Annotated in this window: 16 protein-coding genes; 1 reads left to right on the top strand and 15 read right to left on the bottom strand. The window is 33.4% G+C overall.

Going from position 1 to position 14,532, the window contains the following annotated elements; all coding sequences use genetic code 11:
- Positions 1–24 precede the first annotated feature (24 nt).
- The 13 genes from DMB92_RS02755 to DMB92_RS02810 form a co-directional block, all read right to left on the bottom strand.
- Complete coding sequence (locus tag DMB92_RS02755) at positions 25–618, bottom strand: acetyltransferase (protein WP_142681526.1); 594 nt, start codon at positions 616–618, stop codon at positions 25–27.
- Positions 615–998 (bottom strand): type II toxin-antitoxin system death-on-curing family toxin, encoded by a 384-nt coding sequence (locus DMB92_RS02760; RefSeq protein ID WP_142681527.1) that lies wholly within the window; start codon positions 996–998, stop codon positions 615–617. The genes DMB92_RS02755 and DMB92_RS02760 overlap by 4 nt, the downstream gene beginning before the upstream one ends.
- The gene (locus DMB92_RS09340) at positions 995–1,129 is read right to left on the bottom strand and encodes a hypothetical protein (protein ID WP_260604725.1); all 135 of its coding nucleotides are present in this window, start codon (positions 1,127–1,129) and stop codon (positions 995–997) included. Before DMB92_RS09340 ends, DMB92_RS02760 begins: the two co-directional genes overlap by 4 nt.
- 10 nt (positions 1,130–1,139) lie before the next feature.
- On the bottom strand, positions 1,140–2,288 hold the full coding sequence (locus DMB92_RS02765) for a LegC family aminotransferase (protein WP_142681529.1): 1,149 nt from the start codon (positions 2,286–2,288) through the stop codon (positions 1,140–1,142).
- Positions 2,281–3,252, bottom strand: a complete 972-nt coding sequence (locus DMB92_RS02770) for a GDP-mannose 4,6-dehydratase (RefSeq protein WP_142681531.1) — start codon at positions 3,250–3,252, stop codon at positions 2,281–2,283. The genes DMB92_RS02765 and DMB92_RS02770 overlap by 8 nt, the downstream gene beginning before the upstream one ends.
- A gap of 70 nt (positions 3,253–3,322) precedes the next feature.
- Positions 3,323–5,338, bottom strand: a complete 2,016-nt coding sequence (locus tag DMB92_RS02775) for a motility associated factor glycosyltransferase family protein (protein ID WP_142681532.1) — start codon at positions 5,336–5,338, stop codon at positions 3,323–3,325.
- 17 nt (positions 5,339–5,355) lie between these two features.
- Positions 5,356–6,387, bottom strand: coding sequence for a pseudaminic acid synthase (gene pseI, locus DMB92_RS02780; protein WP_142681534.1), 1,032 nt, complete (start codon positions 6,385–6,387; stop codon positions 5,356–5,358).
- A 118-nt stretch (positions 6,388–6,505) separates the two neighbouring features.
- Positions 6,506–7,333 carry a UDP-2,4-diacetamido-2,4,6-trideoxy-beta-L-altropyranose hydrolase gene (gene pseG, locus DMB92_RS02785; RefSeq protein ID WP_142681536.1) on the bottom strand — a complete coding sequence of 276 codons (828 nt, stop codon included), beginning with the start codon at positions 7,331–7,333 and terminating at the stop codon, positions 6,506–6,508.
- A 3-nt stretch (positions 7,334–7,336) separates the two neighbouring features.
- Positions 7,337–8,044, bottom strand: coding sequence for a WbqC family protein (locus DMB92_RS02790; protein WP_142681537.1), 708 nt, complete (start codon positions 8,042–8,044; stop codon positions 7,337–7,339).
- A complete protein-coding gene (locus DMB92_RS02795; protein ID WP_142681538.1) occupies positions 8,041–8,715 on the bottom strand; it encodes a bifunctional 2-polyprenyl-6-hydroxyphenol methylase/3-demethylubiquinol 3-O-methyltransferase UbiG in 675 nt (224 codons plus the stop codon). Before DMB92_RS02795 ends, DMB92_RS02790 begins: the two co-directional genes overlap by 4 nt.
- Before the next feature lie 13 nt (positions 8,716–8,728).
- Positions 8,729–9,403 carry a class I SAM-dependent methyltransferase gene (locus DMB92_RS02800; RefSeq protein WP_260604726.1) on the bottom strand — a complete coding sequence of 225 codons (675 nt, stop codon included), beginning with the start codon at positions 9,401–9,403 and terminating at the stop codon, positions 8,729–8,731.
- Between the two features lie 9 nt (positions 9,404–9,412).
- Positions 9,413–10,108, bottom strand: coding sequence for a pseudaminic acid cytidylyltransferase (gene pseF / locus DMB92_RS02805; RefSeq protein WP_142681539.1), 696 nt, complete (start codon positions 10,106–10,108; stop codon positions 9,413–9,415).
- Between the two features lie 53 nt (positions 10,109–10,161).
- Positions 10,162–11,409 carry a DUF2920 family protein gene (locus DMB92_RS02810; protein WP_142681540.1) on the bottom strand — a complete coding sequence of 416 codons (1,248 nt, stop codon included), beginning with the start codon at positions 11,407–11,409 and terminating at the stop codon, positions 10,162–10,164.
- Between the two features lie 62 nt (positions 11,410–11,471).
- Between DMB92_RS02810 and DMB92_RS02815 the strand changes: the two genes are divergently transcribed.
- Positions 11,472–12,689 (top strand): DUF2920 family protein, encoded by a 1,218-nt coding sequence (locus DMB92_RS02815; RefSeq protein WP_142681541.1) that lies wholly within the window; start codon positions 11,472–11,474, stop codon positions 12,687–12,689.
- Here DMB92_RS02815 and DMB92_RS02820 read toward each other — a convergent pair.
- Both DMB92_RS02820 and DMB92_RS02825 read right to left on the bottom strand, forming a co-directional pair.
- Entirely contained in the window at positions 12,676–13,728 is a 1,053-nt protein-coding gene (locus tag DMB92_RS02820; protein WP_142681542.1) for a 3-oxoacyl-ACP synthase, read from the bottom strand. The two genes, DMB92_RS02815 and DMB92_RS02820, sit on opposite strands and share 14 nt — an antisense overlap.
- Positions 13,728–14,516: an AAC(3) family N-acetyltransferase gene (locus tag DMB92_RS02825; protein ID WP_142681543.1), complete on the bottom strand. Its 789-nt coding sequence runs from the start codon at positions 14,514–14,516 to the stop codon at positions 13,728–13,730. The genes DMB92_RS02820 and DMB92_RS02825 overlap by 1 nt, the downstream gene beginning before the upstream one ends.
- Positions 14,517–14,532: the final 16 nt, after the last annotated feature.

Below are 14,532 nucleotides of genomic sequence, written 5' to 3' on the forward strand. Positions count from 1 at the left end.
GTTGTAAGGTAAGGAGCTAAAAGGTCAATCCCCCCCCCCCATAGAAGAGGATAAATTATTATAAAAAATGCTATTTTTTTCTAGAATTTGTCCGTGTTTTAAATGGGTATTTGAGCCTAAAAAGCTTTTTTCTTTGACGATACAATTTCCATTCACCACAGCTGCTGTGGATATATGACAAAAATCCTCCACCACCGCATCGTGTTCGATCAAGCTTTTTGTGTTTAAAATGCAAGCTTTGCCTACCTTTGCTCCGGCATTTACTAAAACTTGGTGCATGATAATGCTTGCTTCTTTGTCAATGCTTGCATGAGCAGATACATGAGCAAGCGGGGAAATGATCGTTGGTAAAGCAAAACCTATGCTTTTAAGTTTTTCATAAATTTGCACCCTTAAATTTGCATTTTTGATCTGTCCTATAGCAATGAGAGCAAATTTATACTGCTTAAAAAGGCTTTTTAAATCCTCATCACAGCCTAAAATGGGATATTTAAAGCCTTGTTCTAAAGGATTATTACTCACAAAACCTACGATTTGAAATTTACCCTCAAGCTCGATCACATCAACGCAAGATCTTGCATGCCCACCAGCTCCTATGAGTAAGATTTTTTCTTTCATTGTCCATCTTTTTGTAAAAATTGTTTTAAAACTTTGCGTAAGTCTTGTTTTGTTAAAGAATCTTCAGCTACCTTTACAACCACATCTTCCATATATTGTGCAAAATTTTCTACATTTTTTCCATTAAGATCTAAAAAATGCATTGCTAAAAATATACTTGTCCTTTTATTGGCATCGTTAAAAGGGTGAAATTTTATACAAGAAAATATTAAATGAGTAAGCTTATCTATAAATTCAGGATAAAAATCATCATTTTTTATCTGTTCCAAAGCTGAACCCAAATATCCTATGTTAGTCTTATTGTATCCGCTTAAACCTTGCATCTTGTCTATGATAATATCATGAATCTTTATAGCCTCATCAATGTTGATATATTTCATTTATCCTTGAGCCTTTTAAATACTTCCATAACTTCTTTTTTTTCAAGCTCTTGTTGCATTTTCTGCATTGTTTTTTGAACTGCTTTTCTTTCCTCTAAATATTTTTTATCCGTTTTGGCTTCTTTTTGCATTTTAAATCCCTTAAATTTTACGAATTCTAACACTGCTTGGTAAATTTACAATGCGTCTTTCAAGTCTTTGTGTATTGATAAGCTCATCTTTGAAGCAGTTTTCAAAGGGTTTTAATGAGGGCAAGCTTTTCCATGCTCCACGCACAAAAATATTATTTCCAAGGCATTCTTTTATAAAATTCTCTCTTGCTTGCTCATCTTTTAAAAGCACAGCATTAAGCCAAAAATTACTCCTTGTTTCAGGCATTTCATCAATAAATTTAAAATTTTCACTCCCCTTAAAAAAGTCCTTATAAAGCCCTGCAAGCTCTCTTTTATCCTTTAAAAAAAGCTCTAAATTTTCAAGCTGAGCGACCAAAATAGCTGCATTGACATTGCACAAGCGGTAGTTATAGCCTACTTCATCATGGATATACTCGTAAGGGTGAGGGATTTTTGCTGTGGTGCTTAGATGTCTTGCTTTTTTGGCTAAGCTCTCATCATCGCTTAAGATCACACCCCCGCAACCTCCGGTAATGGTCTTGTTTCCATTAAAGCTTAAAATTCCACATTTTCCAAAGCTTCCAAGTGCTTTTTCCTTGTAAAAGCTCCCCAAGGCTTCGGCTGCATCTTCGATTAAAATGATAAAATTTTCCTCACAAAGTGCTTTTAACTCCTCTATCTTAGCGCCCAGTCCAAAGGTATGCATAGGCACGCAAGCTTTGATTTGCTTGTGTGTGTTTTTGTTAAAGCATTTTTTATCCTTGATATAGCTTTGTTCTTGCAAAAATTTCTTTAAAGCCTTAGGACTTAAGCTTAAACTTTGCTCATCAATATCCAAAAAAATCGGCTTTGCACCCGTGTAAGCAATGGCATTTGCAGTCGCTACAAAGCTAATACTTTGCGTGATCACCTCATCATTTTCGCCCACTTCATTTGCCAAAAGAGCGATGTGAAGTGCTGAAGTGCCACTATTTGTAGCTACGGCAAATTTGCTTTGACAAAGCTTGGATATTTTTTCTTCAAACTCGCCCACAAATTTACCCACGCTTGAAACAAAGCCGCTATCAATGCACTCGTTTAAATACTTCTTTTCATTGCCGACAAAACAAGGCTCGTGCAAAGGAATATTTTCTTTATCAAAAAGGCTTTTAATGAAAGAAATTTCTTTTTCAAACATTATAAATCCCTGTTTTATAAGCGTTTAAATTTAGCTTAAACCACTCTATCGTTCGCGTTAGCCCATCTTCAAGGCTTGTTTTGCTTTGCCAAGTGCTAACTTTTTTAAGCTTAGAACTATCGCACAAAAGCCTTAAAACCTCGCTATTTTTTGGACGCAATCTTTTGCTATCGCTTTTTATTTCAATGTCTGAGTTTAAAAGCTTTTTGATAAGATCCACCACTTCTTGCATACTATGTTCGGCTCCGCTTCCTATATTAAACACCTCGCCGTAGTTTTCAAGCTCCAAAAGAGCCAAAAAGCCCTCGCAAGTATCACGCACAAAATTTAAATCCCTAGTAGGACTTAAATCCCCAAGTTTAAGGCTTTTTGCCCCACTTAAAATTTGCGTGATGATGGTAGGGATAATCGCTCTTGCACTTTGTCTTGGTCCATAGGTGTTAAACGGGCGTGCTATGATAAGAGGAAGCTCAAAGGCATTATAATAACTAAGAGCCATCATATCAGCTGCGATTTTGCTTGCTGAATAAGGACTTTGAGGCTGCAAGGGGTGCTTTTCATCGATAGGAACATATTGTGCTGTGCCATAAACTTCACTTGTTGAGGTATGAATGATCTTTTTTAGCTTGTGTCTTTTGGCTGCTTCAAGTATGTTTAATGTGCCTTGAATATTTGTATCCACATAGCTTTGAGGTGCGATATAAGAATAAGGTATAGCAATCAACGCCCCCAAATGAAAAACAGCGTCCATGCCCTCACAAAGCTTATCACAAAAAAAGCTATCCCTTAGATCGCCACTTAAAACCTCGATCTGGTCTAAATTTGAAATTTTTTCTAAATTTCCCCAAAAATTAAAAGAATTATACTGACTCAAAGCCCTGACCTTAAAGCCTTTTTCAAGCAAAAGCTCACAAAGATGAGAACCTATAAAGCCGTCAGCTCCTGTTACTAAGATATTTTTCATTATGCTACCTTTAAATTTTCATTTGCCTGAATATTTTCTTCATCACAAAATCGTTGTAATCTTTGTCTTCCTAAAAAAAGCCTCGTATAGCATTTTTCTTATTTGCAAAATAAGAATCCCCCCCCCCCATGATTCTTTCTTGAATTTTTAAAAATCTTTCTTCAAAGCCTCTATTTTTAACTTCGGCGAAAATATCTTGGGAGCTTTCATAAAGGGCTTGTTTGTGTATCTTGATATGTCCTATGATCATATTTATAAGCTCAAGATGCTTACTTATCCACAATGTCTTCTTTTCTAAAGCTTCTTGCTTTGTTTTTGGGATAAAAACATAAATTTTAACTACATTAAATTCAAATTGATAAAGTATAGGAGTTAGTATTTCACTATAAGCAGACATAGGTACTGAAGTGATTTCTTCTATCTTTTCTTTAAGTTTGTCTATATTTTTCAAAGCCTCTTCTAAGAGAAAATTCTGTTCGCTCTCATCTTGCATATCAAGAGCATTTTTCATCAGTATGCTTAAAATTTCTTGTTTTTGGGTGAAAAAATCAATCAGCTCATCGCCTTCCTTAAACACTCTTATCAAGTCAGTAAAAACCTTAAATAAATACTCGTCTTTAAATTTTTGACTTGGCATGTTTATGGCAGGAAAAGGCTTGTGAAGATCCTTTGTTAAAAGTTCTTCGCAAGCTTGCTTGAAAGGTATTTCTATAGTGCCTTTTATCCTTACACCACCTTCTGTGCAGTTAAAGGTCATAACTCCTATACCTCTTGCTCTTGGTATGATAAACTCAAAAAAACCTCTAAAAACTTCCCATGTTTGATTTGTTTCTACAAAACCATCTCCGCCATAAGCAAGAGCCTTTGAGCCATCTTTAAACTCCCCTTCTTCATCTAAATCATCTTCCCCATACAAATACTCCTTTGGGTGGGACTTACCCTCCTTGCTATAAGCTAGATCTTGTCCTATAAGAATAATATTTTTAGCACCTATATTACAAGCAAAATCATAAGCCATATGAGCAACGCTTTGTCCTGTTTGAACAAAATCATAAATTTTGTATTGAAAAGTGGTACTTGATTTCAAAGTGATCATATAAAATCGATTATTTTGTTCAAGGTATTTAAAGGTATTAGCATGAGCGACTGAAGCTACTATAAAAGTGATATCCTTATCAAAATCTTTAAAATCATTATTAAAAAGCTCTGAAGTATAGGCTATTCTTTCAAGCGTAAAGACATAATCAGGCTTAATACCCTTACTTGCAAGTATAGGATAAGCACTATCAGCACAACAAATCAAAGCCTTATTTGCATAGGCTTTAAGTAGGGAAAGCTGTTTGATAAGAGAAGGTCCTGTTGAAACAATGATAGCATTTTGAGCTAGGGCATATCTTTTTGCAAATTCTCTTTTATTTGGGCGATTGATCATCTTTAAAACATTGCTTGCTGTGTGCCTTATACCCACTAAAGCATCTTGAGTATCATTGCCTGATTGAAAACGGAAAGTTTTGATGACTTTGATTATACTTTCATTTAAACTTAAAATACTTTTGCTAAATTTCTCATAATAATCACTATGAAGCTCTAAGTGATAAACTCCACTAAAAGCCTTTATTGTTTTATCTAAAAAAATGGCGTAAAGATCAAATTCTAGAAGTTTTGTAGGATCAAAAATAAAAAGCTTTTTTTCTGCTAATTCCTTAGAAAAATCCACCAAATGAAACATCAAATATACAATTTCTAACTCATTTTCAAAAATGACGAGCATTTTTAAATGCTTTTGTTGTAGTAAAAACTTGTATAAAAGTCCATTTCCAAAACCATAATAAAAAAGTACAGGATAATATATATACTTTTCATTATAAACTCTTATGTGTTCATTAAGTGTGTTTTGAATATCTTTATATATTAAAGAATTATCCCTTAAGTCCTTTAAATTTATATCCAAAGCATCCTTACCAAGCTTTAATTCATAACACCTGACTTTTTGAATTTTTTTAAGCTCTTCTTTGAGCAAAACAAGATGTTCTAAACTTTTTAAATTTTTATTAAAGATCTTTTTGTGTTCGGGGGTAAATTTCATTATCTTTTCCTTAAATATTACTCAAAATCACTTTCTTTTAAAGCTGTGCCAAATTCTATATCTTTTGTAGCCTTTTTACCTAAAATGATAGGGTAAAAACTTGGGTGAAGCCCAAAACTTGGACGCACGGATCTGACATTTTCACTGCTAAAAAGCTCGCCTTTTTTAATGTCCTTACTCGCATACAAGCTTCTTGCAAAAGTGCGGTTTTTCAAAGCCTTTTCATCAAGGTTTAAATGCCCATCTCCTAAAGCACTCTCAGCCTCACGAACAGCCTTTACAAGAGCCTTAAACTCATCAAAATCAAGACTAAAAGCACTATCTTCGCTTTTAATACTTTTATCAAGCATAAAATGCTTTTCAATTACCCTTGCACCAAGTCCTACGGCTAAGATAGCCGCAAGATTGCCAAAGCTATGATCGCTTAAACCAACTTCTATGCCAAATTTAGCCTTTAAGCTCAAAATAGCCCTTAAATTCATATCTTCCAAGCTTGCCGGATAGGCTGAAGTGCATTTTAAAAAGATCAAATTTTCATTTTGTTCTTCTTTGAAAATTTGCACCACTCTTTCAAGTTCAGCCTCACTTGCAATGCCTGTTGAAACTATACTCGGTTTTTTTTGTTTGGCGATTTGGCGGACAAAATGTTCATCATTTGCTTCAAAAGAAGCGATTTTATAAGCTGGAGGATCAAAACGGCTCAAAAAGTCTATATCGTCCTTACAAAAAGGACTAGAAAAGCAGATAATCCCCTCATTTTGTGCGGCTTCAAAGATCAAAGAATGCCATTCATAAGGCGTTTTAGCGCTCTCATAAAGTTCATAAAGCTTTCTTTTATCCCAAAGACCTCCCTTGATGATAAAATCATCTTTATCGCTGTTTAAAGTAAGGCTATCTGGGGTGTAGGTTTGAATTTTGATCGCATTTGCCCCTGCTTTTTTGGCTGCTTTTATGCTTTGCAAGGCAAGCTCTAAGCTTCCTGCATGATTTGCAGAAAGCTCGGCGATGATAAAAACTTCTTTGCTTGTATCAAAATTTGCAATTTTCATGATATTTTTACCTTAAATTTTTTAAAATTATATCCGTTTTTGGTTGGATTTTTTGATACTTGTTTGAAAATTTAGCCTTTAAAAGGCTTTATTTTCAAATTTCAAATCAATGTCAAATCTAATCCTCATAAAATTCAACCTCTCTTCCTTGCATTTTAAGCCAATGGGCAAGTTTTTCTTGATTTTTAGCCACGCAAATAGCCTTAAATTTAGCCTTCAAAATCAAAGCTTCATTGACTAAAGAACTTGCCGTGATAATGAGTTTTTTACTTTCATTCATAAGTTTGGCGATATTTTTAATATCAACTCCAAGAGCTATATTTGAACGCTTATGGACAAATTCTTGCAAGGAAGAAAGATTTAAATTTGCTGAGCTTGTGGCAATAAAAATTTTTTCATCTTTAGGTAATTTATCAGCAATTTGCGCACTTAAATTTTTCACATCTGTTCCACCTAAGCAAATAAAATGATCATAAATTTTTTCCCTCACAAGTCTTGCTTCTTCATAAAACTCATCGCCAACCAAGGCATAAGCAAAGCCACACCGAAGCTCACAATCCTTTGGAACCAAGTCCTTATAAAACTGAGCCTTTGCGTAGGCATTAACATTGAGTAAAATATCACAATAATGAGGCTTTATCTCATCATCAAAGCTTAAGATCTTAGCCTTAGTAACTTGCTTGATATACCTTTCATCTTCATAGCTTAGTGAATAACAATCATTGATAAAAAAATCAAATTTTTCCTCTAAAATAAGCTCTACCAAGCAAGTCATGCTTTCATTTTCCAAAACAAAGGTAGGATATGGGATCTCATCGATCAAAGAACCTTGCAAATCAAGACAAGCAAAACTCACATCTTCATATTGCTTAGCAAGGATAAGATCTCTTTTGATATGTCCATAACCAATCTTGCTTGAACTATCACTTCGAATCAAAACTTTCATCATTTACTCTTCATAATGCACACAAGAAAAATGCTTAAATTCTTGCACAAAATTTGTAACATTGCATAAAAAATCAACCACTCCCAAATAAGAAAGAAAGCCCTTGCCTTGCTGATGATATATAGGGTGTTCAAAGCTAAAATAAAAAATTTGTATATTGGCATTTTTAAAAATTTCTCTTGCCTCATCTTTGGCTAAATAAGACTTCGAACCCTCAGCAGAAAGATAAGAATCAGCCTTTAAAGCCTTGCAAATTTCAAGCAACAAATACTCTTTTTTTCCAAAAAGATTTAAATTTGAAGCCTTTAATAAAGGGGTTTTTATCTCTAAATCCTTACAAAAATTTTGTATCAAAAAAATATTTAGCTCACTTAAAATTTGAAAATGAAAAAGAGCATAAGAAAGTAAATCCTCATATCTTTTAAAATGAACACTTTTAGAATACGCATGATGAAAACTTAATAAAAGCTTATTTTTCCATTTTTCTTCTTCGCTTAGGTAAATTTCATTTAAGGGTGTTTGCTGGCTTGTTTTTTTCAAACTAAGGCTTAAAAAAAACTCTTCATCATTAAGTTTAATTTTATTTCTACTTTGCCAGCTTCTTCTTTCAAACTGCACGCAGTCCAAAAAAACAAAGCAATCCACGCTTTCAATCATCTTAAAATAGCCTATCCAAGGCAAAAAGGTGGGTTGCATGATAGCTATTTTCATTGAATCTTCCCATAAATAACTATATCACTATCTGTAACAAGGCGTTCATCTTCGCCCATGACATTAGTGCTTTCATATTGCAAAACCTTAAAATCATAAAGTTTTAAATACTCCTTAAAATAACCAACTAACTCATGCTCTTGATATAAGGTGTTGATGCAGCCTTTTTCCCCTGTAGTGTTATCATGTTCGTTAAAAAAGCTATTGTGTGCGATTTTTTTACCAAGTCCGTAACGATAGTCCTTTATGCTTCTTGTTCTTGTAAAAAATAAGGCATCTTTTTTATATAAAGAATTTGCTCTCAAATCCTTTAAAAGCTGTAAAAAGTCCTCTCTTTTAAGATAGTTAATCACATTTGGAAGTAAAAAAATATCAGCTTTTATGTCTTTATTTTGTTTGGCAAACTCAAGCATATTAGCGTGAAAAAACTCAAAATTCTTAGCACCTATAACTTCTTTAAAATTATAATTTGCATTTTCTATATCTTCTTTATTTAAATCAACGCCTATACACTCATAATCATAATTTGCAAACAAGCTTAGATTGTTGCCATTAGAGCAAGCAAATTCAAGCACTTTAAGTTTGCTTTGGTTATGCAAGCCTTGTTTGAAAAAAAATTTTATGACAGCCAAATCAGGAAATTTAAGCCCTTTTAAGTCTTTCAAATACACCTTTTCTCCTTTTTTATCTTATCTTACCATAGACGATAATATCGCTATCTTTGATAAAAACTTTATCCTTGATATTGATATTTTCACTTGTTATAAGCTCAAAATCATATAAATTTAAATGCTCTTCTAAAAGCTCTACAAGCTCGTATTCTTGATAGGCTGTGCAGATACAACCTTTTTCTCCTGCGTATTCATCATCAAGCAAAAAAGAGCCATTGTCTAGTTTTTTACCAAGTCCGTAACGATAGTCCTTTATGCTTCTTGCTCTTATAAAAAAATGTGCAAAGTCATTCTCATACTCGTAAAGCTTATTTTTTCGTGAGTTTTGGAGCAAATTTATAAATTCTTCTTTGCTAAGAAAATTGATTACATTTGGGATAAGAAAAACACTAGCCTTAATGTCCTTTTTTACTTGTGCAAAGTGCTTGATATCATCTGTAAAAAACTCGCATTTTTGGTAATTTTCAAGCTCTTTGAAATTATAATTTGCATTTTCTACATTTTTTTCATCAAGTTCTACTCCCAAAACCTCAAAATCATAGCTTGCAAAAAGGGCTAGGTTGTTGCCATTATGCGAGCCAAACTCAAGGACTTTCTTTCTAGGAAGTTCATAAATTTTAGATTTAAAAAACCACCTCACAAGCTCAATATCAGGGTATTTAAAACCTCTTATCTTGCTAATAAACATATTTTTCCTTTATGATTTTTGTTGATTGATCAAGAAAAGTTTTTTTGCAAATTCCAAATCCTCCAAGGTATCAATATCACAAACTAAATTTTTTTCCAACAAAAACACGCTTGAATGCGGTTTAAACATAAAATCCTCCTCAAGCCAAGCCTTGCTCGTACCAAAATAAAACACCCCAGCATCATGATAAGCTCTTATAAGATCTTGGCTTCTTGTGCTATATTTGCTCTCATCAAACATTTGCACGCCATTTTGTGCATTAAGATAAAAAGCCCTTTGTATAGGATAAGAAAACTCAGCTGCCGCAAATAAAAATTTACTCTTATTTTTAAGAAAAGAATCAAAAGCTTGCTTTAAAATTTCAGGACTTAAAAGTGGTGCGGTCGCGTATAAACAACAAATGTTATCATAACTTTTCCCCATCTTTGCTAAAATTTTGATCGCATCTTTTATCACATCGTCGCTTGAAACATAATCATCACTTAGACTTTGATCACGCACAAATGGAACTTTTGCACCAAAATCTAAAGCCACTTTGATAATAGCCTCATCGTCGCTTGAAACGATAACATCGTCAAAAATGTTAGCATTTAAAGCATTTTCTATACTATAAGCAATCAAGGGCTTGCCACAAAAATCGATGATATTTTTATTTTTAATGCGTTTTGATCCACCTCGAGCTGGTATAATGCAAAGTGTTTTCACGCTCTAGCCTTATTTTTCATTCACTTTCCAAACTAAAAATTTATCCTTGAATGTTATCCATTTGTAATCTTTAAATTTAGTTTATCATATTTTTGAAAAAAAGTATAAATAAGCTCAGCACTTTTATAAGAAATGCTTTTTTCTTTATACTCTTTTTTTGGAGCTTTTTTGATTAAATCTAGCATTATTGGAAGCTCTTTTTTAAGCAAAAGTTTAAGGGGTATGCCAAGTCCGTGCTTTAAATTTTTAATAAATTTACCATCAACTTCGCTTTCATCTTTTATAAGTCTTAGATAAGCTTTAAAGCCAAGCTCTTTATAAAGCTCAAAAAGCCTTTGCTTATCCTGATAGCTTAGATACTCATCTTTGGCTGAATGATAGCCTATGATCTTGGTTTGATTAAATTTAGTCTGAGTTTTTAGATGATCTTCAACTAATAAGGTTCTTATATCAAGCCTAGCCTTTGAGAAGTAATTTTTTGAGTATTTGTTTGAGCTCCAAAAAGTCTTACTCGAACAATGGGTTTTGATATGATGAAAAAAATCAAAGCTAGCAAACTCAGCTTCTTTCATAAAATCAAGCTCCTTACCAAAGCCTACAAGCCTTTGCAAGATCTTAGCTCCACCTGAATTTTCTATCACCCCATCAATGAGCCAAGGAGCAAGCTTAGCACTTAAAAGAGCTAGATAAGCGCCGTAAGATCCTCCTGTCATTATAACAGGCAATGCCCCCCCCCCTACACTAAAGGGAGCATTTTTTTGAAGATATAAGGCTGTGTTGATAAGATCACTTGCAGCCATAATGCCAAAATTTTGATATTCATTTCTAGCAGGTGCTAAGCTTACATGCAAATTTAAATAAAAGCTCATCTCAAGCTCGCCCTCTTTTTTAAGGTCTATGATTTTATTATTAATCAATTTAAAAGCACTACTCATATCATCATAGCTGTTAAGCTCTTTTATATTAAAGGGGAGCTTTAAATTTAAAGCCTCAAGGCTTGCTTGCATAATGAGCTTATCTATATCATCAAGATAAAACTTAGACCCTGTTTGAGGGCGATTTCCTATACAATGATAATTTACGCTGACAAAGGCTACACAAAAATCCTTCAATAAGGACTTAATCACAAGCTCTAAAAAACTATCATCAGCATCAGCTCCTATTCCTTGGATCACAAAAACTAAAGCCTCTACAGGCTTTGTTTCATCATAATAAAGATAAAATTTAAGCTTTGAACTTCTTTTTATATCAAGCTCTACATCATCACAAGATTTGATCTCATAAGTTTTTTTCACTATCATTAAAGCTCCTTTAAGTTATTTTACTTAAATTTCAGTATAATTTCACTTAAAAAGGTTAGAATATGCTTGTTAATAAGAGTTTTGAGATACAATCTTGTGATGATATAGAGCTTAAGCTTAAGAGAAAAAATTTACTTGAGTACCGCATAAGTTATGATAAAAGCAAAGATTTAAAAGCCATAGTTTTCATAGTACCTGGTTTTGGAGATAATCAAAATATTTCTTTTTTAGACTTTGATAGAGAGTTTCTTGCTAAAAATTATAGCGTAATGGCGGTAAGCGTTTTTCATCACTGCTTTGCAAACAGACCTGGCATCAATAAAGAAGAAAAATATAATGCCCAAATTTTACCTACCCAAAAAGGTCTTGATGAGTTAAATAGACTTTTAGCAAGCTTTGGGGGGGGGGCTTTTAAAAGGGAACTAAACGCACAGGAGTTTAAAAGCCTTTGCTTTTATATAGATGAACTGATAAGTAAGGCTTCTTATAATGGAGATAAAATTGGCATAGAATGTGATTTAATCCCTGCAAACGATGAATATCAAAACTATGGCATAATGCAAGCTATAGATCATATCAATGCGCTAAAGGATATCATCAAGCATTTTCCAAGCCTTCATAAGCTGCCCAGAATTTATGCAGGAGCTTCTCATGGAGCTTATGTGAGTATGCTTGTAGCTAAAATAGCTCCTTATTTTGCTGATGGAGTGATCGAAAACTCAGGCCCTACTTTGCCATATTTGCCCTTTATCCTAGGGCGTGAGTTAAGCCAGTGTGATTTTTATGTTAATTCTTTTAAAAATCTTCTTTTACTTTGCACCACAAAAAGCCTTTGGACGCGTAATGAAAACTCGCCCTTTTTCTTTGATGAAGCACATTATCTCATACGCACCCTTTTAAATCCTGCTCATTTACAAAGCCAGCAAAGGACTAATAATAAGACTATTTTTACACATTATCATAGCCTTCAAGATAAGGGTGCAAGTGCGGAGCATAAAATAAGCTTTCATAAGCTTTTAAAAGAACTTGGCTTTGATAGTACTTTGCACTTAATAAAAGATGAAAGCGAGCTTGATGGAAGATTTATAAAAAGCTTAGAGCACGGCTTAAGACTTAGCAATAAAAATCTTTTAAAAAAAGAACTGCCACCTTTGCTTAAAAAACTTGAAAATAAAGATTTTAAAAGCACAAATAATGAATTTGAACTTTTGCACTCATGCAAGGATAAAAACTATATTTTTCAAAACAACAAAGATGGCTTTAGGCTTAGGATTTTGTAAAATCATAAATTTTAATCATGCTTTTAAGCTTTTCAAAATTAATTTTTAAGGCTAAGGCATTAAAAACTATGCCTGTTCCAAAGCTAGCTAAAAGGCTGAAATTTGTATTTTCTAAGCCATCTTTTTTGCTAAAAAGCTCAATCCCCCCCCCCAGCTTTGCATTTTCAGCCCTTAGGGCTAGTTCAAGTGGGATTTTGTTGATATTAGCATCGCCAAAATTTCTAAAAAGCTCATCATCTTTATACTCAAAGCCCATTTTTTCCAAGAGTCTTTTTTTAAAAAAGGCATTAGGAGCTTGCAAAAAAAGCTCTCCTCTTTTAAGCTTCGCTTCTTTTAAAAAATCCTCAAAAAAGTGCGGGAACTTATCCATTACAAAAGAAAAGATAAAGTCCCCATCAACTTTTATAAAATCATCAAAGCTCTCATTAAAGGCATTGCAAGGCAGGGTTTCTTTTAGGGCATATTGGCTGTGAGTTTGCTGGGTGTAAAAGGCAGTTTCTTTTATCTTTGATTTTTCTATCAAAAGAGCACTAGCACTGTCTGTATTACTTAAAAACAAGGCTCTATCCTTAGGGCTTAGCTTTTTTGACTTGGTATTAACGCAAATTAAAACCACGCTTTGAATATCTTCATTTTCAAGGGCTAAAAAGGCTTTAAAAAGCCCTTGCAAAAAGCCGGCACAAAAGCTTATTTCATCAAAGCAAAGCACATTTTCATTCAAATTTAAGCCCTTTGCCACCAAAGAGGATAAAGAAGGGCAGTAAAAATCAGGAGTAAAGCTTGAAAGAACGAGCATATCAAGTCTTTTAGCCAAGGGTTCAAGCTCAAAAAGTCCTTCTAAGGCTTTAATGGCCAAATCACTAGCAAAGACTTGCTTAGGTGCGTTAAAATGAGTTCTTATGCCACTTTGCAAACTTAAAAGCTCATATTTTTTAAGGCTTAAATTGCATTCTTTTAATTCCTCTTCTAAGCTTTTTAACTGCCTTGGCAAGGCTATGCTAAGGGCTTTGATACTGTGATTTTTAAGTTTTATTTTCATTAATTTTCCTTTTGCAAAAGCACTTCTTCATCTTCTTTTAAAGCCTTTAAAAAGCTTTGTAAATAAGGCTTTGCATTAATAAGCGTAAGGCTTGCATTAGCAAAGCTTAAGCTTTTAAAATTTAAATCTTGCTTTAAAAGTTCAATTTGCTTTTCAACACTTAAATTTGAGTTTTTTTCTAAGCTTCTAACAAAATATTCTATATTTTTTTGATAAGCCTTTCCAGCCTCATCAATTAAGATTCCGCTAAATTTTTTAAAATACCTATAGCTTACTCCAGCTTTTTCTTCTACAAAATGAGTGAAGGTATAGCCTGAGTTTTGCATACCAAAAAGTAAAATTTTACCCTCATTTTTAGCTAACTCATCATACACGCAGCCCTCACCAAAACAAGAGCTAGTATCCTTTAAAAAAAGCTCTTCCTTAGCACCTTTTATGGCAAAAGAAAAGATAGGATCATTTGTGCGTTTGACCCCCTTTTGCTTTCTAAAAAACTCAGTTAATACCCCCATAGTGCTTTTTGAATGCGTCTTATCAAAGGCTTCATTTTTACAAAAGCTATAAGTAAAGCTTGGCATTATCAAAGTTCCTCTTTGTCCTAAGGCCTTATAAAAGCACTCAAGCAAGGCTTTTAAAAACTCATCTTTGCTTAAAAGTGGCTTTCCAAAATTAAAAAGCTCAGTATGCACACAAAGTATATCGCCTTCTTTTATGCCAAGTTCTTGCAAGCTCTTAATTAAATCTCTGTTTGTATAATTTTTATCCCTAGTGCTTATTAATTCTTTCATTATCCTAAACCTTAAT

Source organism: Campylobacter sp. MIT 99-7217, assembly GCF_006864365.1.
Lineage (GTDB): Bacteria > Campylobacterota > Campylobacteria > Campylobacterales > Campylobacteraceae > Campylobacter_D.

Bases quoted from the DNA above. Each gene is read 5' to 3' on its own strand.
- DMB92_RS02755 (WP_142681526.1), bottom strand. From the start codon at position 618: ATGAAAGAAAAAATCTTACTCATAGGAGCTGGTGGGCATGCAAGATCT.
- DMB92_RS02760 (WP_142681527.1), bottom strand. From the start codon at position 998: ATGAAATATATCAACATTGATGAGGCTATAAAGATTCATGATATTATC.
- DMB92_RS09340 (WP_260604725.1), bottom strand. From the start codon at position 1,129: ATGCAAAAAGAAGCCAAAACGGATAAAAAATATTTAGAGGAAAGAAAA.
- DMB92_RS02765 (WP_142681529.1), bottom strand. From the start codon at position 2,288: ATGTTTGAAAAAGAAATTTCTTTCATTAAAAGCCTTTTTGATAAAGAA.
- DMB92_RS02770 (WP_142681531.1), bottom strand. From the start codon at position 3,252: ATGAAAAATATCTTAGTAACAGGAGCTGACGGCTTTATAGGTTCTCAT.
- DMB92_RS02775 (WP_142681532.1), bottom strand. From the start codon at position 5,338: ATGAAATTTACCCCCGAACACAAAAAGATCTTTAATAAAAATTTAAAA.
- pseI (WP_142681534.1), bottom strand. From the start codon at position 6,387: ATGAAAATTGCAAATTTTGATACAAGCAAAGAAGTTTTTATCATCGCC.
- pseG (WP_142681536.1), bottom strand. From the start codon at position 7,333: ATGAAAGTTTTGATTCGAAGTGATAGTTCAAGCAAGATTGGTTATGGA.
- DMB92_RS02790 (WP_142681537.1), bottom strand. From the start codon at position 8,044: ATGAAAATAGCTATCATGCAACCCACCTTTTTGCCTTGGATAGGCTAT.
- DMB92_RS02800 (WP_260604726.1), bottom strand. From the start codon at position 9,403: ATGTTTATTAGCAAGATAAGAGGTTTTAAATACCCTGATATTGAGCTT.
- DMB92_RS02810 (WP_142681540.1), bottom strand. From the start codon at position 11,409: ATGATAGTGAAAAAAACTTATGAGATCAAATCTTGTGATGATGTAGAG.
- DMB92_RS02815 (WP_142681541.1), top strand. From the start codon at position 11,472: ATGCTTGTTAATAAGAGTTTTGAGATACAATCTTGTGATGATATAGAG.
- DMB92_RS02820 (WP_142681542.1), bottom strand. From the start codon at position 13,728: ATGAAAATAAAACTTAAAAATCACAGTATCAAAGCCCTTAGCATAGCC.
- DMB92_RS02825 (WP_142681543.1), bottom strand. From the start codon at position 14,516: ATGAAAGAATTAATAAGCACTAGGGATAAAAATTATACAAACAGAGAT.